The sequence below is a fragment of the Kribbella lupini genome (assembly GCF_039529595.1).
In the GTDB taxonomy this organism is placed as follows: Bacteria; Actinomycetota; Actinomycetes; order Propionibacteriales; family Kribbellaceae; genus Kribbella; species Kribbella lupini.
This window is the reverse complement of sequence record NZ_BAAANC010000001.1, coordinates 1,862,072-1,880,966: the sequence shown is the minus strand read 5'-3', so window position 1 is coordinate 1,880,966 and position 18,895 is coordinate 1,862,072. Positions and strand designations below refer to the sequence as shown.

Genomic DNA, 18,895 nt, shown 5'->3' with positions numbered 1-18,895 from the left:
GGGTAAGACTGCGAATGACTCCTGGGAGGCACGATGGGTGCGTACGACGAGAGCTACCGCCACAGCCTGACGGATCCGGAAGGGTTCTGGCTGGAGGCCGCCACGGCGATCAGCTGGACGCGGCCGCCGACGCGCGCGCTCGACGACTCGGCCGCGCCGATCTACCGGTGGTTTCCTGACGGTGAGCTGAACACGTCGTACAACGCCCTGGACCGGCACGTCGAAGCCGGCCACGGCGAGCGCACCGCGCTGATCTACGACTCCCCGGTCACCGGCACGAAACGCACGTACACGTACGCCGAGCTGCGCGACGAGGTCGCCACCTTCGCCGGGGCCCTGCGGTCGCTGGGCGTCGGCCAGGGCGACCGGGTGATCGTGTACCTGCCGATGATCCCCGAGGCCGTCATCACGATGCTGGCCTGCGCCCGGCTCGGCGCGGTCCACTCGGTCGTGTTCGGCGGCTTCGCGCCGCGCGAACTGGCGGCCCGGATCGACGACGCGACGCCGAAGGTGATCGTCGCCGCGTCCTGCGGGATCGAGCCGAACCGCGTCGTCGAGTACCTGCCGATTATCGATGAAGCGCTCTCTCTGTCGGCCCACCAGCCGGAGCGGACCGTCGTCGTCCAGCGGGAGATCGCGCCCGCGAAACTCGGAGAGCGCGATCTCGACTGGACCACGCTCGTCGCCGGCGCCGCACCCGCCGACCCGGTCCCGGTCGCCGCGACGGATCCGCTCTACGTGCTCTACACCTCCGGTACGACGGGCAAGCCAAAGGGCGTCGTCCGCGACAACGGCGGCCACGCGGTCGCCCTGGCCTGGTCGATGCGCGCGGTGTACGACATCGGGCCGGGCGACGTCTGGTGGACCGCCTCCGACGTCGGCTGGGTCGTCGGCCACTCGTACATCGTCTACGCGCCCCTGCTGATCGGCGCGACCACGATCCTGTACGAGGGCAAGCCGGTCGGTACGCCGGACGCCGGCGCGTTCTGGCGGGTGATCTCGCAGCACCACGCGAAAGCGCTCTTCACCGCGCCGACCGCGCTCCGAGCGATCAAGAAGGTCGACCCGAAAGGCGACGAGCTGGCCCGGTACAACCTGAGTCGCAGCTTCCGCAGCCTGTACCTGGCCGGTGAGCGGCTCGACCCGGAGACGTACCACTGGGCCTACGAGCGGCTCGGCGTACCGGTCGTCGATCACTGGTGGCAGACCGAGACCGGCTGGCCGATCGTCGCGAACCCACGCGGGCTCGAGGCGATGCCGGCCAAGCCGGGGTCGGCGACCGTGCCGCTGCCCGGGTGGGACGTGCGGATCCTCGACGCGGACGGCTCGCGGATGCCGGCCGGTGAGGAGGGTTCGATCGCGATCAAGCTGCCGCTGCCGCCGGGTGCGCTCCCGACGTTGTGGGGCGACGACGCGCGCTACATCGACAACTACCTGAGCACGTACGACGGCTTCTACCTGACCGGCGACTCCGGCTACATCGACGCGGACGGCTACGTGTTCGTGATGGGCCGGACCGACGACGTCATCAACGTCGCGGGCCACCGGCTGTCGACGGGCAGCATGGAAGCCGTCCTCGCCGCGCATCCGGCCGTCGCCGAGTGCGCGGTGATCGGCGTGCACGACGCGCTGAAGGGGCAGCTCCCGCGCGGCCTGGTCGTGCTCAAGTCCGGCGCCGAGATCACCGAGGACGTGTTGCGCGAGGAGCTGGTGGCCGCCGTACGGCGTGAGATCGGCCCGGTCGCCGCCTTCCGTGACGTCTCGATCGTCGACGCGCTGCCGAAGACGCGGTCGGGGAAGATCCTGCGCAAGACCATGCGCAACATCGCCGACGGCCGGCCGGACGCGATCCCTTCTACGATCGAGGACGCCACGGTGATCGAGGCTCTGCGGCCGATCCTCAGAACGCCGTGAGCGGCTCGGCCTTGTAGGCCTGGTGCAGCAGGTCGAGGAACTCGGGTGCTTCCGAGAACTCGACCGAGCCGATGCGGCTGACGGGGACTCCTGGGGTCCACGAGTTCATGACCACGGCACCAGTGAACGTGGACAGGTTTGCGGGAATGATCTCGGTGGTGCGCTGCGGGACCTCCAAGTGTCGGCGGACGATCCCCATCGTCGTACCGGTCAGGATCTCGGCCTGTGGCCAGACGACGCTGGTGCCGTCCCAGAAGGCCAGGTTCCAGATCGTGCCTTCGGTGAGGTGACCCTGCCGGTTGGTGAAGGCGGCGTCGTCGTACCCGGCCGCGATCGCCTGGCGCAGGGCGTACGTCTTGGCCGGCTCGCCGACGTGCTTCAGCGCCGGCAGGAAGCGCTCGTGCTCGAAGGTGGTCAGCGCCAGTGGCCCGGCGGGACCGGACGACGGGGGCCCGGTCCTGACGAGCAGTTCCAGCTTCGCGCTCGCGGCAGTGAACTCACCGGCGGGGGAGAAGACGGTCGCCGTCAGCGACACGTCCTCCGGCCCGGCCTCGACCGCCGTCCGCAGGTGATCGCGGACGAGATCGTCGGGGAGCGCGTTCCCGTACAGCTCCAGCGAGGCCTTCCGGAGCCGATCGAGGTGGAGGTCGAGGCCACGGACCAGCCGGCCGCGGACCTGCATCGCGGTGAAGTGGGCATACCCGGCGAAGGCGAGCGGCGCGAGATCGCCGGCCGGTCGGCCGTTACGGTGGACGACGTACGAAGTCATACCGCGACGCTAAACGTTGACACTGGTTGCAAGGTCAAGAAAGGAACGCCAGGTGCAGATCGGTGAGCTCGCGCAACGCACCGGGGTGAACCCGCGCCTGCTCCGGTACTACGAGGCGCAGGGTCTGCTCACCGCCGACCGCGGCCCGAACGGCTACCGCCGGTACGCCGACGACTCCGTGCTCACCGTCCGCAAGATCCGCATCCTGCTCGACGCCGGCCTGACCACCGAGGTGATCAAGCACGTGCTGCCCTGCACCCGCGAGATCCGCGACAACGAGACGGTCTTCGACTGGTGCCAGAGCCTGCGCGACCTGCTCGACCACGAGCTCGCCACCGTGGACCGCCGGCTCGACGGCCTGCAACGCACCCGCGACACCCTCGCCGCCTACCTCGGGCAGTCCTCTTGACCCTCACGTGACGTCAGGCCGCATAGTCGCTGCCATGGACGATCACCTCACGGTGGGACGCGTAGCCGAGCTGGCCGGTGTGAGCGTCCGCACGCTGCACCACTACGACGAGATCGGCCTCGTCCGGCCGTCCGCGCGGACCGCGGCCGGCTACCGGGCCTACTCGGCGAGCGACGTCGAGCGGCTGCGCGAGGTGCTCGTCTACCGGCGCCTGGGCATCGGGCTGCGCGAGATCGCGGACGTGGTGAACGACCCGTCCATGGACGCGGTCGCTCATCTGCACCGGCTGCACGCGCTGTTGCTGGAGCAGCGCGACCGGGCCGCGGCGCTGGTGACGGCGATCGACACCGAACTGAAGGAGCGGGCGATGGGGATCAAGGCGACGCCGGAGGCACAGCTCCAGGTGTTCGGAGCGCAGTTGTACGAGGCGATCGGGTCGGCGTACCCCGCGACCCGGCGTACCGATCCCCGGATCGCCGCGACGATCTGGGCCGCGCTCGGCGACGCCCGGACGGTGCTGAACGTCGGCGCGGGCTCGGGCTCGTACGAGCCGACGGACCGTGAGGTGACCGCGGTCGAGCCGTCGGCGGTGATGCGGGCGCAGCGTCCCGCCGGCGCGGCACGCTGCCTCGACGCGAGCGCGGAGAGCCTGCCGTTCGAGGACCAGTCGTTCGACGCCGCGATGGCGGTCAGCACGCTGCATCACTGGCACGACCCGATCGCCGGGCTGCGGGAGATGCGCCGAGTCGCGCGGCGGGTCGTGGTGTTCACGCACGACGCGAGCGATCCCGGGTGGCGTCATCGGTTCTGGCTCACGCGCGACTACCTGCCCGAGGTCGGCGGTCTGGTCGCCGGGCGGCCTTCGGTGGATCAGCTCACCAGCGCGATCGGCGCCCGGATGGAGCCGGTGCTGATCCCGTGGGACTGCGCCGACGGCTTCTTCGAGGCGTACTGGCGCCGGCCGGAGGCGTATCTGGACGAGCGCGTACGCCGGGCGGTGTCGGTCTGGACCCGGGTCGGGCCGGAGGCCGAGCAGCGCGCCGTCGACGGTCTCCGCGCGGACTTGTCCTCGGGGCGGTGGGCCGAGCGCAACAGCGAACTGGTCGCGCTCGAGGCCGCCGAGCTCGGCCTCCGGCTGCTGGTCGCCTAGAGCTGCGTCGTTCGGAGCCCGGCGAGGAAGTCGGTGACCAGCGGGCTCGCCGTACGGCGGAACTCGTGGAAGTACGCGTGCCGAGCGCCCGGGAGCAGCTCGGCCCGCGCGTTCGGGATGCGGTCGGCGAGGACCTGCGCGTTGGCCGCCGGGCTGAAGACGTCGTCGGTGCCGTGCAGGATCAGCGTCGGCGCCTGGATCGTGTCCAGGCCGTCCCAGGCGTCGTGGTTGTTGCTGGCGACCAGGTGCCGGCCTTTCGCGTACGCCGGCATGGACGTGTCGCCGAGGACCGGATAGGGCCCAGGGTTCTGGGCGACCCAGTCCGGCGTGTACATGAGGTCGATCAGCACGGCGTCCCGCTCCGCCTGATCCCGGACCGAGAGCGCTCTCCGGATCTCCTGACTGCGCTCGAACCCGTGCGACCGGCCTGGCGACGTACGGCCCAGCACCAGTCCGCGCACGCGTTCCGGATGCAGGATGGCCAGCCACTGCGCGGTCCGGCCGCCCATCGAGGTCCCGTACACGTCGACCCGATCCAGCCCGAGCTCGTCCAGTACGGCGACCGCGTCCTCCGCGAAGCCCGGCGTGCTGTAGACCTCGTCCGGCTTGTCGCTCTGGCCGGTACCGCGGTAGTCGAAGGTGACAGTCGTCCCGAAGTCCGCGCGGACCGGGTCCCACCAGTGGTGGTTGTTCGACTGCCCGGCGAGCAGCAGCACCGCCGGTCCGTTGCCGGAGGCGCCTTCCTGCACCTGGTACGCGATCCGGCACCCGTCGACAGCGTTCGCGAACATGGCAGCAGTCTGCCCTGCTGGGGTGAAGGGTTAGGCTCGAGGTATGCGAGTCGTGATAGCGGGTGGACACGGACAGATCGCGTTGCGCTTGACCAAGCTCCTCGCCGGTGGCGGGCACCAGGTCGTCGGCCTGGTCCGCAATCCGGCGCACGAGGCGGACGTCGCCGCGGCCGGCGGCGAGATCGCGCTGCTGGACCTCGAGCAGGCCGACGTGGACGCCGTCGCGAAGGTGCTCAGCGGCGCGGACGTCGCGATCTTCTCGGCCGGCGCCGGAGCGGGCAGCGGCAACGCGCGCAAGGACACCGTCGACCGCGGCGCGGCCGCGCTGTTCGCCGAGGCCTCCGAGCGGGCCGGCGTACGGCGGCACGTGCAGGTCGGGTCGATGGGCGTCGACAAGATCGCCGACCTGGACCCCGACGACGGGTTCACCATCTACCTGAAGGCCAAGCTCGCCGCCGAGGACGACCTGCGGGCGCGCGATCTCGACTGGACGATCCTGCGTCCCGGGCACCTGACCGACGACCCCGGGACGGATCGCGTGCAGCTCGCGGACCACACCGGCAACGGCAAGGTCACCCGCGACGACGTGGCCGCCGTGCTGGCCGGCCTCTGCGAGACCCCGGCCGCGATCGGCCGGACCCTGGAACTGATCGCCGGCGAGACCTCCGTCGCCGACGCGCTGCGTCAACTCTGAACCTGCCGCCGGCGGTACCCCCGCCGCCGGCCCGCCTCTGACGTTGCCAACGGCAACAGATTGCGACTGTCTGGAATGGGCGACGACACGCTCCGTTCGATCCACTTCGAGCGGACTCAGAACAGCAAGTACGTCGTGCACAACAAGCGCGGCGGCACCTTGTCGGTCGGTTCGGGCGGACCCGACGACACCGACTTCACTCCGGTCGAGCTGCTGCTCGCCGCGATCGGCGCCTGCTCGGCGATCGACGTCGACGTGGTCACCAGCCGGCGCGCCGAGCCGACCGAGTTCAGCGCGGTGGTCAGCGGCGACAAGATCCGCGACGCCGAGGAGGGCAACCGGCTCGAGAACCTCAAGGTCGAGTTCACCATCACCTTCCCCGACGGCGACGACGGCGACAAGGCCCGCGGCGCGCTCTCCCGCGCAGTGAAGATGTCCCACGACCGCCTCTGCACCGTCAGCCGCACCGTCGAGCTCGGCACCCCGATCGCCGTCGACCTGAACAACGGCGAACTGACAATCACCCCAGGTGCTGAACCGTCCTCCGACTGAAGTTAGTCAGTGGTGCATCGTGTGGCGTTGCAGGTGCCAGCCGGCTGTCCGGGTGGCGCGGAGGACCTCAGCCACCGTGCGGACCTTTCGCGGCGTCATCCAGGACTGGGACGGCTTGTGGAGGACCCAGCCTGACCCCAGGGTGACCGCCGCGTGCTGCACCGCTCGGTCGGCGGCTCGCCACACCAGCACAGTGCCCGGTACGCCGTCACGCCCGCCCCGGGTGGCCGACGCGTCGAGCCAGCGGTCGAACGGTTCGCGCTGCATCCACTCCGACTCAGCGCCCTCGATCCCGGCCGCGGCCATCACCGTGCCGAAGCAGTTCGGCCCGCTGCCGTCCGGGAACGTCCCGGCCAGCTCCTGAGCCCGGGGGAGCAGCTCCTCCGCCCCACGCCACACCCGCGCGGGCACCTCGCGATGCCGGCTCACGCCAAGGTCCTCGCCCACCAGCCGCGGCAGCACGTCGACCGGATGACGCAGCAACGACTTCCACCACACGAACCGATGCCCGTCCGCCTGCCCGCGGATCTCGTCCCCCAGCACGCCACGCCAAGCCCGTACCGTCGGCACCGCCCCGCGCTCGTGCACGACTTGGGCGCGCACCAACCCCGCACGCACCTTCTTCGGGTACGCCGAGAACGCGCTCTCCGACAACCACGAGCACCGCAGCCGCCCGTCGACGGCGTACGACAGGTACGTGTCGCGCAGCTGCCGATCCGGCTCCTCGTCGGACAACGGCAGCTCCCACTCCGCCGCCTGCCGCGCCGTCACGTAGAACGGCTGACGCTCGGGCGCCAACCACTCCACCCAGCGGTGCAGCAACTCGTCGGAGAGCGCGATCCCCGCGACCTCGATCACGACAACTCCGGTGGATGGATCGGTCCGCGGTACGGCTGGGTCTCGGTGTACACCAGGTTCGTGGTCGTCGAGCCGAACTCGGTGAGCTCGTTCACCAGCTGCTCCAGATGCGCCATCGACCCGGCCGCGACCTTCAGCAGGTAGCAGTCGTCACCGGTGGTCCGCAGGCACTCCAGGATCTCGTTGCGCTCCTTCAGCAGCTGGTGCAGCGGCGCGTGCTTGTTGCCGGGGTACTTCAGCCGGATCACCGCCAGTACGGCGTACCCGGTCTTCGGCAGGTCGACCCTCGCGCCGTACCCGCTGATCACGCCCGTCGACTCCAGCCGCTTGACTCGCTCGGTCGTCGCCGACGCGCTCAGGTTCACCCGCCGGCCCAGCTCGGTCAGCGGCATCCGCCCGTCCTGCTGCAGCTCGCCGAGGATGGCCCAGTCGGTCGCGTCGAGATCCACGGTCATCGCGCCAACATACCGGCGGATCCACGGCGGAGCAGCCGCTTTTCCGGGAGGAATCCGTTCAGAAGTACCCCTTGCCCTGGATAGCCTGGCCGGCATGCAACTCGGTGTGAACGTCCCCAACTTCGGCCCCGGCGCGACCCCGGACCGGCTGCTCGCGTGGGCCCGGACCGTCGAAGGGCTCGGCTACGACCTGCTGCTGACGTCCGACCACGTCGCGATCACCCCCGACGTCGCCGACCAGTACCCGGCGCCGTTCTACGAGCCGTTCACGCTGCTGTCCTGGCTGGCCGGGCAGACCGGCACGATCAAACTCGGCACGACCGTGCTGATCGCGCCGTACCGGCACCCGCTGCTCGTGGCACGGATGGCGGCGAACCTCCATCAGCTCAGCGGCGGCCGACTGGTGCTCGGTGTCGGCGTGGGCTGGGCGGCCCAGGAGTTCGCGGCTCTCGGCCTCGACGTCCGGCGCCGCGGGCGCGAGACCGACGAACTGCTCGACACTCTCACCACCGCCTGGCAGGACACCGACGACTACGGCAGCAACGACATCCCGATCTGGGTCGGCGGTACGACGGACGCCGGCCTGCGTCGCGCGATCCGGTACGGCGCGTCCTGGCACCCGCTGCGCCAGTCGATGGGCTGGTACCGCGACGGTGCCGCCCGGCTGCGGGCGACGGCCGACGAGCTCGGCAAGCCCGACCCCGGCTTCGCGCCGAGGATCGTGCTGAACCTGACCGGCACCCCGCGGCCCGACGAGACCCGCCTGGCCGGTGAGGGCTCGATCGGCCAGATCCGCCGCGATCTCGACGAGCTGCGGCTGCTCGGCGCCCACACCGTCGTCCTGGACCCCTTCGTCGGCGATCCTGCCGAGACCGAACACCCCGAGATCGCCTGGCAGGCCCTGGCGACCGTCCGGGCAGGAATGGAGAAACAGTGACCACCGAAGAACTCCTGCGACGCGCGATCGCGCTCTCCGCGGCCGCGATCGAGAGCGGCAACCCGCCGTTCGGCTCGCTGCTGGCCGATGCCGACGGCAACGTCCTGGCCGAGGACCACAACACCTCGATCACCGACCAGGACATCACCGCCCACCCCGAGCTGAAGCTCGCGCTGTGGGCCTCGCGGAACCTCACCCCGGAGGCCGCCGCGGCGACGACGATGTACACGAGCTGCCAGCCGTGCGGGATGTGCGGCGGTGCGCTCGAACGCTCCGGGCTCGGCCGCGTGGTGTACGCGATGAGCGGCGAGCAGGTGAACGCACTCAAGCCCGGCGGCGGGTTCCTGCCGGTCCCCGCGGAGGGGCCGCTGCTGCCGGACGAGGCGGCCGCGGTCGCGGCGGAGTACTACAACACCTGAAAACCCCGTGGGGTCCGGCTGTCGAACCGGACCCCACTGTCAGGTCACTTGGGCCCGAGGCAGAGCGTGTAGCCGGTCGAGCCGCGCTTCTCGGTGTAGGTCACCGTCGCGTCCTGGTACAGGTCGCAGGTTCTGGACACCGACGAGCTGACCCGGCCGAGCACCTTGTACTCCGCCTCGGCCGAGCTGCAGTCGACGACCTTCACGTCCGGGTCGGCGGCCGTGCCCGCGTTCTGCACGCAGTCGCCGGCCTTCGCCTCGGACGACGTGGTGGTGGTCAGGTTGCCGATCACGATCGCGGCGATCACCAGGACCGGCAGCAGCAGACCGAGGATCTCCGGCCGCTTGAACAGCGGCTTGCCCGGGTTCATCGGACGGCCGGGAGCCCCCGGCATCGGCTCGGGCAGCTCCTGGAACTTCTTCCACGGGCCGATGTTCGACAGCATCGTGAACGGGTTGACGATCGCCGAGCCGATACCCCACCAGCCCTGCCACAGGCTCTTCGCGGTCATGTCGCGCACGCTCGCGGTCCCGCAGGTCTTGCAGAACGGGCCTTCGAGCTTGAGGAAGCGCATCAGGATGATGAGACCCATGTGCCCGCGCACGGTCGCCTGCACCGCGGGGACGGCACCGCAGAAGCGGCACTGCAGGGCTCCGGCAGGAGGCATCTGCGGCTGGTACTGCGGCGCTGCGAACTGCTGGTTCTGATCGAACTGAGGCTGTCCGTACGGCGCCTGGTGCGGCGGCGGCCCCTGGTACTCGTGCGGCTGGCCCGTGAACTGACCCGGCATCGGCTGACCCGGCGGGACGGCGCCCGGCTGCGGCTGACCCGGCTGGGGCTGGCCGGCGTAGTTCGGGAACTGCTCCTGCGGCGGACCGTAGCCACCGGGCTGACCGGCGTACGGGTTCTGGGGCGGTTGCGGGGGAGTCGTGGTCACGAATACTTCCTGTTGCTCGCTCGGAACAGCTCTGGGACAGATGGACCTTACTCACCACTGACGGTCAACACCGCCCTGGCGGTTCCATCGGTTACGAAACCTTTTCTCCAGCTCCACGGCCGGTGACCGTCTCGCTCCGAGCCGTGTCCGCTCGGCCGTCGTACCGGCTCACCAGCTCCGCGCCGAGCCGGGCCAGCTCGGCCTGCACCGACGGCGGCTCCAGCACCTCGATCGACCCGCCCCAGCCGGCCAGGTGCTGCGCGATCATCAACGGCGTCGGCGCGGTGATCCGCGTCCGCACCCAGCCGTCCTCGGGAGGACCGAGCACCTCGCAGTGCCGCCCGAGCCGGTCCTGCATCACCCACAGGTGCCGTTCCTGCACCCGCACCGTCGCCGCGAGGAGCGACCGGTTGAGCTCCATCTCCTCGACCACCTTCGCCCACGCCGACGACAGGTCGAAGTCGTCGGGCCGCTCGGCCGGCTCGGCAGTGACCGTTGCCTCCAGCACCCGATCGACGCGGAACGTGCGCTGCCCCTTGTCCGTCCCCGCGATCAGGTACCAGACGTCGTCCTTGTCGATCAGCCCCAGTGGCGACACCAGCCGCTCCGTTGGCGCGGCGCCCCGGCGGCCGCCGTACACGAGCTGGACCTTCAGCCGCCGTACGACGGCATGCTGCAGGTCGTTGACCAGCACCGGCCGGGCCTTGTCGTTCTCGCCCCATCCGGCGGGATCGATCACCACCGCCTCGGCCGCCGCCTCCGCGTCGCTGCGGAAGGTCTCCGGGAGAGCGCGTACCAGCTTTCTCAGCGCGGCCTTGGCGTCGGGCGCGATCGCGGCCGCCGGCCCGACCAGCAGGAACAACGCCTGCGCCTCGGTCGCCGTCAGACCGCTCAGGTCCGTGCGCGATCCGCCGAGCAACGACCAGCCGCCGTTGCGCCCGCGCTCGGGGTAGACCGGGATCCCGGCGGTCGAGAGCGCTTCCAGATCGCGGCGGGCGGTCGCGACGGAGATCTCCAGCTCCGAAGCGAGCTCGGCGGCCGTCACGCGACCCCGGGCCTGCATCAGCAACAGGGTCGCCACCAGCCGATCAGCACGCATACCTGTCAGTGTCGCAGGCTAAGTGCTCAACGGCTGAGCACTTTACTTCGCGGGCAGCAACCGGGTGTCGACCGCGGGAAGGTGCTTCCACCAGTGGTCGTAGCGCCGGTAGACCCGCGGATCGCGCTCTCCGACCATCGCGAACAGATCGCGGGCCTCACCCTTCAGCGCCTTCCACACCCCGGCCGGCAGCTTGCGGAACGCGGTCGCCTCGATCCCGTCCTCAACCGGCCGCCACACTCCGGCGACGTACCCGTCGACGAGCAACGTCGGCAGCACGTCGCCGTTGGTCCGCGTGATCACCTGCTTGTACTCCGCCGGCACGACCCGCGCGCGGTCGTCGTACGCGAGCAGCACGCTGTCCCACATCGCCATCAGCCGCGGCGGCACCGGCAGGTCCTCGTCGGGCCGCGCTCCACCCGGTACGTCGTACAGGACCTGGCCGTCCGGCCCCTCGAGCTCCTCCAGGTCGAGTGCGGCGACGGCCGTCTTCACCCGGCCGCGCTGGATCTTGATGAACTGCGCGATGTCGGCGATCGACGCCGGCCCGAAGCCCTCCAGGTAGCGGCGGGTGTACACCTCGAGCCCACGCTCCGGCTCAACCGGTACGCCGGGCGCCCCGACGAACGCGGGCCGCTGCCCGAACGACCACGGCCCACCGGTCGGCGCGTGCAGCAACGGCGCGACCGCCCGCATCGCCCACCACAACTCCGTCGCGCCCTTCCCGAGCCGCTGGTCCAGCCAGGCCTCGAAGTCCGCGCCGCTACGAGGCTCCGACGCGTACGCCGCCAGCTCCACCGCCAGCTCGTGCGCCTCCGCGCTGGTCAGCCCGCCGGCTTTGAACGCCGCCTCGAACCGGGCGCCGGCCATCATCGGCATGATCGCGGCGCGGAAGTCCAGGTGCTCGTCGGCGTGCACCGCGTGCAGCGTGCCCCGCATCAGCGTCGCCTTCACCACGACCCCGGCCACGAACGCCGCGTCCAGCTCGTGCGGGTCGAACCCGACCACGCGGTTGAACAGCGCGACGTACGGCGACGCCGGGTGCTGCGCCTGCACCGCCACCATCCGCCGTACGGCGTCGGGCACCGCGATGGGCTCCCGCTCCACCAGCAGCTGCCGCGCCATGGACGCCCTGTTCAACCCCCGCGCGGTCATCGTCATCCGCAGATTCCACCACGAGCTGCGGGCCGTGGGGAGAGTTTGCCGTTTGACCCTGACGCGACGTCAGGCTGGAGCGTGGTCGGCATGAACTACATCAGCCCAGTCCCGATGCCCGGCCCCGACGCCGTCGCGCCGGAGATCTACCGCACCATCTACCCGATGCCGATGTTCACCATCGTGCCGACCGAGGACCTGGAGGCTTCGAAGGACTTCTGGATCCGCGGGCTCGGCTTCATCGACCTGTTCAGCGTGCCGGGTCAGGTCACGCACCTGCGCCGGTGGGCGTTCCAGGACGTGCTGCTCGTGCCGGGGGACGCGCCGGTCGAAGCGCCTGGCATGGCGACGAGCTTCTCGTGCGTCCTGAGCCAGATCGACGAGATCGCGCAGCGCTGCGAGGAGCTGGCACCGGGCTGCACGACCGGCCCGGAGATCAAGCTGTGGAACTCGCTCGAGCTGACCGTGATCACCCCGGAGAAGTCGCGCGTGGTGATGACGGCGGCCCGGCCGCACGACGAGCAGAGCCGGGAAAATCTGCGTGCGATCGGCATCGACGTACCAGACTGAGGCCATGACGGACAGCCTCACCATCGGGGGAGCGGCGTCGCTGGTCGGGATCAGCGTGCGCACGCTCCACCACTGGGACGCGATCGGCCTGGTCGTGCCGAGCGGGCGGACGCCGGCCGGGTACCGGGTGTACTCCGACGCCGACATCGCCCGGATCCATCGCGTCCTGGTCTACCGGGAACTCGGGATCGCGCTCTCCGACATCGCTGCCGTGCTCGACGACCCGGCCGCCGATCCGCAGGAGCACCTGCGCCGCCAGCGCGCCGAGCTCACCGACCGGATCGACCGCCTCCAGTCCATGCTGAAGGCGGTCGACCGCATGCTCGATGCCGGCGGCAAGGGAATCCGGCTCACCCCCGAGCAGCAGTCGGAGATCTTCGGCGCCACCTGGCGCACCGAGTGGGTCGACGAGGCCGAGCAGCGCTGGTCGGGCACGCCGCAGTGGACCCAGTACGCCGAACGCGTCGCCACCCGCACTCCCGCCGACTGGCAGGACCTCACCGCCGAGATCGAGGCCTTCAACACCGACCTCGCCACCGCCTTCCGCGCCGGCACCGAGCCCGGCTCACCGGCCGCGAACACCCTGGCCGAACGCCACCGAGCCACCATCGCCGAACACTTCGACTGCACCCACGCGATGCAGGTCTGCATGGTCCGCACCTTCACCCCCGAGTACTACGACCACCTCGAACCCGGCCTCACCGCCTACCTCCAAGCCGTCGTCAACGCCAACGCCACCACCCACGGCATCGATCCGGAGACCGCCCGATGGCAATGACCCTGCTCACCCGAGCAACCACGGACCTGATCGCCCGCACGGAGGCCGTCCCCACCGCCGCCTGGTCCAACGACACACCCTGCGGCATCACCGTCCAAGAGGTCGTGGACCACGTTGTCGCCGGCAACATCTTCGCCACCCGCCTCCTGGCCGGCGCCTCCGCGTCGGAGGCCACCGCCGACCTCGACACCCCACCGACCGACCGCCTCGAAGCACTCCGTACGACGTGCGCCGCTCAACTGGAGTCCTTCGCCCACGCCGATCGATCCCGCCTGCTGCACCACCCCAGCCGGGACATCGACTACCCGACCTTCGTCCGCTTCCGCCTCGGCGAACTGGTCATCCACGGCTGGGACCTCACCGTCGGCGCCGGCCTGAGCACCGCCCTCGACCCGACCCTGGCGGAAGGCCTCTGGACGCTGGTCGAGCCCCACCTGGAAGAGATGCGCGCCATGGGCACCTACGGCACCAGCACGAACACCGGCACCACCCTCGAAGCCCGCCTCCTCGACGCCTACGGCCGCGCATGACGACGCCACGCCAGCAGGAGTTGCTGGGGGAGTGGCTCCCAGGAGCCGAACTCGTCAAGGACCTCAGCTGGGGGCTGGTCGGCACGACCGTCCTGATGCTGGAGCACGACGGCACCCGCTACATCGTCAAGGCTGGCGACGAGGCCGACACCAACATCGCGCGCGAACTACGGGCCCACCGGGAGTGGCTCGAGCCGTGGACGTCTCGCGGGCTCGCACCCCGACTCGCATTCGGCGACGACGACGCGAAGTTGCTGGTCACCCACTACCTCCCCGGCGACCTCGTCGAGGGCACGCCTGACGAATACAACCCCGAGACCTATCACCAGGCCGGCGTACTGCTGGCTCTCCTGCACGGGCAGCTCACCGTCGAGGACAAGGACTTCGAGGCGAGCGAGAACGAGAAGTCCCTCGCCTGGCTCGACGGCCCGCACCGCATCGCGCCCGACGTGGTGAGCCGACTCCGCGACGAGATCAATTCCTGGCCCATTCCACCCAGCACCCTCGTCCCGACCCACGGCGACTGGCAGCCGCGCAATTGGCTCATCAACAACGGCACAGTCACCGCCATCGACTTCGGCCGCGCCGAACTCAGGCCGGCGTGGGGCGACTTCGGCCGCCTCGCCGCGCAGCAGTTCCGGCAGGATCGCAGGCTCGAAGCGGCCTTCCTGGACGGCTACGGCACCGACCCTCGAGACCCGGCCACCTGGCGCCGCAACAGCATCCGTGAGGCGATCGGTACGGCGTGCTGGGCCTTCCGAGTAGGCAGCGAAGACTACGAACAACAAGGGCACCGCATGATCGCGGAGGCCCTGGCCGCGGACTGACCGGAGCAGACCGACGAGGGGGCGGGCCTCAGCTGCCGCGCGTCAGGTGCTCGGTGATGCGGTAGGCGTTCGCGTACACCGTGAGCACCGGATTCACGCCCCCGTTCGTCACGTGCAGCGACGCGTCGCAGATGCGCAGGTTGTCGTGCCCCCACACGCGCCCCCACGGATCCGTGACCGAGGTCGCCGGGTCGTCGCCGATCCGGCACGTCCCCGCCTGATGCTGCCCACCGCTCGGCCCCCGACCATCACCTCGCGCCCCCGGTACGACGATCTCGGCACCAGCCGCCCGGAGCCACTCAGCGGCTCGCGCCGTCAGGAAATCCCACGCCCGCAGGTCCTCCGCGTGCGCCCCGCCCGCGAGCTTCACCACCGGTACGCCGAACCGATCCCGCACCGAACGATCAACAGTCACCCGCGAATCGGCGCTGGTCATCTCCTGGATCGGACCCGCCAGCCGCACCATCCGCGCCGGCAGATCCCCCATCCCGGCCTTCGCCGTGGCACCGTGCGGCGGGATCAACCCGGCCGCGCTCAGATACCCGTACGTCATGGACGGCGTCGGCACGAACTCGTTCGCGATGATCCCGCCGCCGACCACCCCCTCGTTGCCGAACCGGTAGTCCGCGGTCGCGATCGACGCACCCGGTCCAATCAGCTCCTCGACGACCTCCCCGAAGATCCCGAGCGCGCCGCCGTACCGATGTCCCTGCAGATGCCGGCCCACCTGATCCGCGTTGTTGCCGATCCCATCGGGCTCCCGCGAAGACGTGCTGTTCAGCAGCAACCGCGCCGTCTCGATCGCGCCCGCCGCCAGCACGACCTCCGACGCGGCGACCTCACACCGCCACACCACCCCGTCGCGCTCACCAACAACCGCAACACCCGTGACGCGGCCGGCCGCGTCCACCAGCAGCCGCTCCACCGTCGCGTGCAGCATGATCGAGCAGCGACCGGTCGCGAAGGCCCGCTGCAGCACGGTGTTGTGGCTACCGTTCTTGGCGTTCACCTGGCACGCGTACCCGACGCACATCGCGCACTGCACACACGCCGGCCGGCCCTGGTACGCCGTGGAGTTGACCAGCAGCGGCACGGCCAGCGTCGACAGCCCGATCCGGCGAGCGCCGGCGGCAAGCCGGTCCGCAGCGATCCCGGCCGGCAACGGCTTCATCGGGTACGGACGCGACCGAGGCCCCGCGAACCTGCCGTCGTGGTCGTCACCGCTGACACCGATCTCCCACTCGGCCCGCGCGTAGTACGGCTCCAACTCGTCGTACCCGAACGGCCAATCGGCGAGCGCACTGCCCTCCGGTACGCCGTACAAGCTCGCCATCCGGAAGTCGTCCGGCGCGAACCGCCACGCCTGCGCGCCGTACACCCGCGTCCCACCGCCGGCCGTCGTCGCGTTGCCGTTCCACGCGCCGTCGCCGGGCCGGAGCATCGACCGCTTCCCACCCAACTCCAGAATCCGTGGGCTGCCGGCGGGCGGACCGGTCACCGGGTCGAGCGCGAGAGGCGCGCGCGCACTGCGCAGGTGATCCGTGGCGAGTACGTCCGTGTCCGGCCAACCGCCCGCCTCGATCACCAGCACGTTGCGATCCGCCGTCGCGAGACCAGCGGCAGCAACCCCACCACCGGCACCCGAACCGACCACGATCGCGTCGTACCGCGAAGCCACCGTGCCAGGGTCGACGACGTTGTGTGCCCGAGGCTGCTCGACCACCGGCCGATCACCTGGCCACGGCCGCCAGCCCATCATCGACCACGACACCGCGCCGTCGTTGCCACCATTGCCCGGATCCGCGTAGTACCCCGCGTTGACGAGGTTGGCGAACCACCTGTACGACGAATCGCCGGCGAGAGTGTCGAGCACCTCAACCCGACGCGCACCGGACAACCGCTCGAACGACACCCCGAAGAGCGCCACCCCGGCGGCCTCGATCCGGTCCAGGACAGCCTGCACGGGCCCAACCCAGTCAGGCCGTTCGGCCAGCAATCGGTCCAGGTACCGCAGGCCACCGGCGGCACCTCCGGACGGGAACTCGTCGGCGGGGATGATCGTGTCGACCACGGCCTCGAGCAGGGCGGTGTTCATCGGACCGTCAGCCGGTCACGACCCGGAACTCGTTGCCGTCGGGATCGGTCAGCTCGAACCCACCGTCGACCTCGCCGACCAGCGTCGCTCCGAGAGCCGTCAACCGATCGGCCTCGGCCCGCGCGTCGCCGCCGGCCGGGGGAGCGAGGTGCAGGTGCAACCGGTTGCGGCCGAGCTTCTCGTTGAACGGAGGCCCGCCCCACGAGATCTTCGAGCCGCCCTGCGGGGACTGGATCGCGGTCTCCTCGTCCTGGTCCCACACCAGCGGCCAGTCCAGCGCCTTGCTCCAGAAGTACCCGACCGCCTGCGAGCCGTCGCTCGACAGCGCGCCGATGAACCCGGTGTTCGCGAGGAAGTTGTTCCCGGGCTCGATCACGCAGAACTCGTTGCCCTCCGGATCCTCGAGCACCACATGAGGCTCGTCGAAGTCCGGGCCCACGTCGTGAAGCCGCCCACCGAGCTCGAGCGCGCGAGCCACCGTCGCCTGCTGCTCCTCCTCCGTCGCACTCGTCAGGTCGAAGTGCATCTGGTTGTGCCCCCACTTCTCGTTGGGGACTGGGAGAAAGCGCAGCGGGAAACCGAGCTCGTCAGCCGGCAGCAGCACCTTGCCGCCACTCGGGTCGTCGGCGACCTCCAACCGCAGCACCCCGGCCCAGAACCGCGCGAGCAGCTCGGGATCGTTCGCGTCGAAGCACAGTGCCTGCAGCCGAGTCGTCATCCCGCCACGCTAGGCCGCCCGCCAACCCACCCGCAACGCGATTACGGCGTACGCCGCGCGAGGTCGGCGGCTGGCCCGGCGCCGACTTCTGAACCGGTTACTCGCCGAGCTGCTCGAGCGCATCCGCTGCGGCGCCAGCAGGCGGCAGAGATTCGGCTTCCTTCTGCAGCACACCCGCCGCCATCCGATAACCAGGCGTCGTCAGTACGTCGTCAACCGCTGCCGTGGCCTCGGCAGGGGAGGCCGTCAGGGGATCGAGCACCCGGCCCACACCAAGCTCCTCGCACCGGTCCGCGTTCCACGGCTGGTCGGCGCCCATCGGCAGCAGGACGAGCGGAACCCCGCACGCGAGCGCCGACACCACCGTCCCCGAACCGGCGTGCGACACGACCGCGGCAGCCCGGGGGAGCAGTGCCCGTTGCGGCACGAACCGCTCGACCAGCACGTTGTCGGCGCGCTCTCCGAGTTCCGCCGGATCCACTTCCCGGCCGACCGTCACGACGACGTTCGCGTCCAGCTCTTCGAGACCCGTGACCACCCGCGTGAACAGATCACCGGATTCCTGATGGAAGACCGTGCCGAGCGTGAAGTAGACCAACGGCCGACCGGGTCGACCGGCAAGCCACGCGTCGACGACAGGCTCCTCCGGCTGCTCGCGCTCTTCGAGGACATCCGGCTTGATGCACAAAGAACCGCCCGGCAACGGCACCGCACGGAACGACGGCATCACCGGCGCGATGGTCAGGAAGTCGTCAGCACCCGGCGCCACGCCCAGCTCAGCGCGCAGGCTCTCCAGCGGCTCGTCCACCAGCCCCGGCGCGATCATCCCGCCGGAAGCGAGCACGGTGACGGAAGCGTGCGGCACCCCCAGGCGCTGCGCGGCCACACCGGCGCCGAAGTCCACCTCGTCATGCACCACGACGTCGGCCCCGAAGTCGACGCCGACGTCCACGATCCTCGGCGCACGCTCCCGAGCCACCCGCCCGGCGAAGCCTTCGCGGATCGCCCGCACCTCCGCGCCGCGTTCCGTCGCGACCAGCGGACCGCGGTACGACGCGGACGTGAGCGTCGTACCGCCGCTGTCGACCGCGTCGAACCCGGCCGCACGCACCGTGTCGAGCATTGCAGGCTGACAGGTGAACAGCACCTCGTGACCCCGTACGGCGAGCGCCCGCGCGATCGGAATCAGCGGGAGCGCGTGGCCGTTGCCGCCCGCGAAGGAGAACAGAGCGCGCAT

21 protein-coding genes are annotated in these 18,895 nt (G+C 70.5%); 11 read left to right on the top strand and 10 right to left on the bottom strand.

Features of this window, described 5'->3' with window-relative positions; translation table 11 throughout:
• Positions 1-33: 33 nt before the first annotated feature.
• The gene (locus tag ABD235_RS08640) at positions 34-1,914 is read left to right on the top strand and encodes a propionyl-CoA synthetase (protein WP_344171780.1); all 1,881 of its coding nucleotides are present in this window, start codon (positions 34-36) and stop codon (positions 1,912-1,914) included.
• Here the strand turns inward: ABD235_RS08640 and ABD235_RS08635 are convergent.
• A complete protein-coding gene (locus ABD235_RS08635) occupies positions 1,901-2,683 on the bottom strand; it encodes an aminotransferase class IV family protein (RefSeq protein WP_344171778.1) in 783 nt (260 codons plus the stop codon). The two genes, ABD235_RS08640 and ABD235_RS08635, sit on opposite strands and share 14 nt — an antisense overlap.
• A 52-nt stretch (positions 2,684-2,735) precedes the next feature.
• Here ABD235_RS08635 and ABD235_RS08630 point away from each other — a divergent pair, with 52 nt between their 5' ends.
• Positions 2,736-3,092 (top strand): MerR family transcriptional regulator, encoded by a 357-nt coding sequence (locus ABD235_RS08630; protein ID WP_344171776.1) that lies wholly within the window; start codon positions 2,736-2,738, stop codon positions 3,090-3,092.
• Positions 3,093-3,126: 34 nt separating this feature from the next.
• Positions 3,127-4,242 carry a MerR family transcriptional regulator gene (locus tag ABD235_RS08625; RefSeq protein WP_344171774.1) on the top strand — a complete coding sequence of 372 codons (1,116 nt, stop codon included), beginning with the start codon at positions 3,127-3,129 and terminating at the stop codon, positions 4,240-4,242.
• On the opposite strand, the gene ABD235_RS08620 is transcribed toward ABD235_RS08625, so the two are convergent.
• Positions 4,239-5,033: an alpha/beta fold hydrolase gene (locus tag ABD235_RS08620; RefSeq protein WP_344171772.1), complete on the bottom strand. Its 795-nt coding sequence runs from the start codon at positions 5,031-5,033 to the stop codon at positions 4,239-4,241. The genes ABD235_RS08625 and ABD235_RS08620 overlap by 4 nt on opposite strands.
• Positions 5,034-5,076: 43 nt before the next feature.
• Between ABD235_RS08620 and ABD235_RS08615 the strand changes: the two genes are divergently transcribed.
• Together ABD235_RS08615 and ABD235_RS08610 are read left to right on the top strand one after the other, a co-directional pair.
• On the top strand, positions 5,077-5,727 hold the full coding sequence (locus tag ABD235_RS08615; protein WP_344171770.1) for an SDR family oxidoreductase: 651 nt from the start codon (positions 5,077-5,079) through the stop codon (positions 5,725-5,727).
• Between the two features lie 75 nt (positions 5,728-5,802).
• Positions 5,803-6,279, top strand: a complete 477-nt coding sequence (locus tag ABD235_RS08610) for an OsmC family protein (protein WP_344171768.1) — start codon at positions 5,803-5,805, stop codon at positions 6,277-6,279.
• A gap of 6 nt (positions 6,280-6,285) precedes the next feature.
• Here the strand turns inward: ABD235_RS08610 and ABD235_RS08605 are convergent, their stop codons facing one another.
• Together ABD235_RS08605 and ABD235_RS08600 are read right to left on the bottom strand one after the other, a co-directional pair.
• The gene (locus ABD235_RS08605; RefSeq protein WP_344171766.1) at positions 6,286-7,137 is read right to left on the bottom strand and encodes a hypothetical protein; all 852 of its coding nucleotides are present in this window, start codon (positions 7,135-7,137) and stop codon (positions 6,286-6,288) included.
• The gene (locus ABD235_RS08600; RefSeq protein WP_344171764.1) at positions 7,134-7,592 is read right to left on the bottom strand and encodes an Lrp/AsnC family transcriptional regulator; all 459 of its coding nucleotides are present in this window, start codon (positions 7,590-7,592) and stop codon (positions 7,134-7,136) included. The genes ABD235_RS08605 and ABD235_RS08600 overlap by 4 nt, the downstream gene beginning before the upstream one ends.
• Before the next feature lie 94 nt (positions 7,593-7,686).
• Between ABD235_RS08600 and ABD235_RS08595 the strand changes: the two genes are divergently transcribed.
• Both ABD235_RS08595 and ABD235_RS08590 read left to right on the top strand, forming a co-directional pair.
• Positions 7,687-8,529 (top strand): LLM class flavin-dependent oxidoreductase, encoded by an 843-nt coding sequence (locus ABD235_RS08595; protein WP_344171762.1) that lies wholly within the window; start codon positions 7,687-7,689, stop codon positions 8,527-8,529.
• Positions 8,526-8,948, top strand: a complete 423-nt coding sequence (locus ABD235_RS08590; RefSeq protein WP_344171760.1) for a nucleoside deaminase — start codon at positions 8,526-8,528, stop codon at positions 8,946-8,948. The genes ABD235_RS08595 and ABD235_RS08590 overlap by 4 nt, the downstream gene beginning before the upstream one ends.
• 44 nt (positions 8,949-8,992) lie before the next feature.
• Here ABD235_RS08590 and ABD235_RS08585 read toward each other — a convergent pair whose 3' ends face one another.
• The 3 genes from ABD235_RS08585 to ABD235_RS08575 form a co-directional block, all read right to left on the bottom strand.
• Positions 8,993-9,886, bottom strand: a complete 894-nt coding sequence (locus ABD235_RS08585; RefSeq protein WP_344171758.1) for an LppU/SCO3897 family protein — start codon at positions 9,884-9,886, stop codon at positions 8,993-8,995.
• Between the two features lie 91 nt (positions 9,887-9,977).
• Positions 9,978-10,985, bottom strand: a complete 1,008-nt coding sequence (locus ABD235_RS08580; protein ID WP_344171756.1) for a helix-turn-helix transcriptional regulator — start codon at positions 10,983-10,985, stop codon at positions 9,978-9,980.
• Between the two features lie 42 nt (positions 10,986-11,027).
• Positions 11,028-12,110 carry a winged helix DNA-binding domain-containing protein gene (locus ABD235_RS08575; protein WP_344171754.1) on the bottom strand — a complete coding sequence of 361 codons (1,083 nt, stop codon included), beginning with the start codon at positions 12,108-12,110 and terminating at the stop codon, positions 11,028-11,030.
• A gap of 120 nt (positions 12,111-12,230) precedes the next feature.
• Between ABD235_RS08575 and ABD235_RS08570 the strand changes: the two genes are divergently transcribed.
• The 4 genes from ABD235_RS08570 to ABD235_RS08555 are packed head-to-tail and all read left to right on the top strand — an operon-like array spanning position 12,231 to position 14,845.
• Positions 12,231-12,710 carry a VOC family protein gene (locus ABD235_RS08570; protein ID WP_344171752.1) on the top strand — a complete coding sequence of 160 codons (480 nt, stop codon included), beginning with the start codon at positions 12,231-12,233 and terminating at the stop codon, positions 12,708-12,710.
• A gap of 4 nt (positions 12,711-12,714) precedes the next feature.
• Positions 12,715-13,488: a MerR family transcriptional regulator gene (locus tag ABD235_RS08565; RefSeq protein WP_344171750.1), complete on the top strand. Its 774-nt coding sequence runs from the start codon at positions 12,715-12,717 to the stop codon at positions 13,486-13,488.
• Positions 13,479-14,018 carry a maleylpyruvate isomerase N-terminal domain-containing protein gene (locus tag ABD235_RS08560; RefSeq protein WP_344171748.1) on the top strand — a complete coding sequence of 180 codons (540 nt, stop codon included), beginning with the start codon at positions 13,479-13,481 and terminating at the stop codon, positions 14,016-14,018. The genes ABD235_RS08565 and ABD235_RS08560 overlap by 10 nt, the downstream gene beginning before the upstream one ends.
• Positions 14,015-14,845, top strand: coding sequence for a phosphotransferase (locus tag ABD235_RS08555; protein WP_344171746.1), 831 nt, complete (start codon positions 14,015-14,017; stop codon positions 14,843-14,845). The genes ABD235_RS08560 and ABD235_RS08555 overlap by 4 nt, the downstream gene beginning before the upstream one ends.
• Before the next feature lie 28 nt (positions 14,846-14,873).
• On the opposite strand, the gene ABD235_RS08550 is transcribed toward ABD235_RS08555, so the two are convergent.
• From ABD235_RS08550 to ABD235_RS08540, 3 genes are all read right to left on the bottom strand, one after another.
• The gene (locus ABD235_RS08550) at positions 14,874-16,940 is read right to left on the bottom strand and encodes a GMC family oxidoreductase (protein WP_344171744.1); all 2,067 of its coding nucleotides are present in this window, start codon (positions 16,938-16,940) and stop codon (positions 14,874-14,876) included.
• A 7-nt stretch (positions 16,941-16,947) separates the two neighbouring features.
• A complete protein-coding gene (locus ABD235_RS08545; protein WP_344171742.1) occupies positions 16,948-17,658 on the bottom strand; it encodes a VOC family protein in 711 nt (236 codons plus the stop codon).
• Positions 17,659-17,755: 97 nt separating this feature from the next.
• Complete coding sequence (locus tag ABD235_RS08540) at positions 17,756-18,895, bottom strand: glycosyltransferase (RefSeq protein WP_344171740.1); 1,140 nt, start codon at positions 18,893-18,895, stop codon at positions 17,756-17,758.

Coding starts and splice junctions, on each gene's coding strand:
- ABD235_RS08640 (WP_344171780.1), top strand. CDS start 34: ATGGGTGCGTACGACGAGAGCTACCGCCACAGCCTGACGGATCCGGAA.
- ABD235_RS08635 (WP_344171778.1), bottom strand. CDS start 2,683: ATGACTTCGTACGTCGTCCACCGTAACGGCCGACCGGCCGGCGATCTC.
- ABD235_RS08625 (WP_344171774.1), top strand. CDS start 3,127: ATGGACGATCACCTCACGGTGGGACGCGTAGCCGAGCTGGCCGGTGTG.
- ABD235_RS08620 (WP_344171772.1), bottom strand. CDS start 5,033: ATGTTCGCGAACGCTGTCGACGGGTGCCGGATCGCGTACCAGGTGCAG.
- ABD235_RS08615 (WP_344171770.1), top strand. CDS start 5,077: ATGCGAGTCGTGATAGCGGGTGGACACGGACAGATCGCGTTGCGCTTG.
- ABD235_RS08610 (WP_344171768.1), top strand. CDS start 5,803: ATGGGCGACGACACGCTCCGTTCGATCCACTTCGAGCGGACTCAGAAC.
- ABD235_RS08600 (WP_344171764.1), bottom strand. CDS start 7,592: ATGACCGTGGATCTCGACGCGACCGACTGGGCCATCCTCGGCGAGCTG.
- ABD235_RS08595 (WP_344171762.1), top strand. CDS start 7,687: ATGCAACTCGGTGTGAACGTCCCCAACTTCGGCCCCGGCGCGACCCCG.
- ABD235_RS08580 (WP_344171756.1), bottom strand. CDS start 10,985: ATGCGTGCTGATCGGCTGGTGGCGACCCTGTTGCTGATGCAGGCCCGG.
- ABD235_RS08575 (WP_344171754.1), bottom strand. CDS start 12,110: ATGGCGCGGCAGCTGCTGGTGGAGCGGGAGCCCATCGCGGTGCCCGAC.
- ABD235_RS08570 (WP_344171752.1), top strand. CDS start 12,231: ATGAACTACATCAGCCCAGTCCCGATGCCCGGCCCCGACGCCGTCGCG.
- ABD235_RS08565 (WP_344171750.1), top strand. CDS start 12,715: ATGACGGACAGCCTCACCATCGGGGGAGCGGCGTCGCTGGTCGGGATC.
- ABD235_RS08560 (WP_344171748.1), top strand. CDS start 13,479: ATGGCAATGACCCTGCTCACCCGAGCAACCACGGACCTGATCGCCCGC.
- ABD235_RS08555 (WP_344171746.1), top strand. CDS start 14,015: ATGACGACGCCACGCCAGCAGGAGTTGCTGGGGGAGTGGCTCCCAGGA.
- ABD235_RS08550 (WP_344171744.1), bottom strand. CDS start 16,940: ATGAACACCGCCCTGCTCGAGGCCGTGGTCGACACGATCATCCCCGCC.
- ABD235_RS08545 (WP_344171742.1), bottom strand. CDS start 17,658: ATGACGACTCGGCTGCAGGCACTGTGCTTCGACGCGAACGATCCCGAG.
- ABD235_RS08540 (WP_344171740.1), bottom strand. CDS start 18,895: ATGCGCGCTCTGTTCTCCTTCGCGGGCGGCAACGGCCACGCGCTCCCG.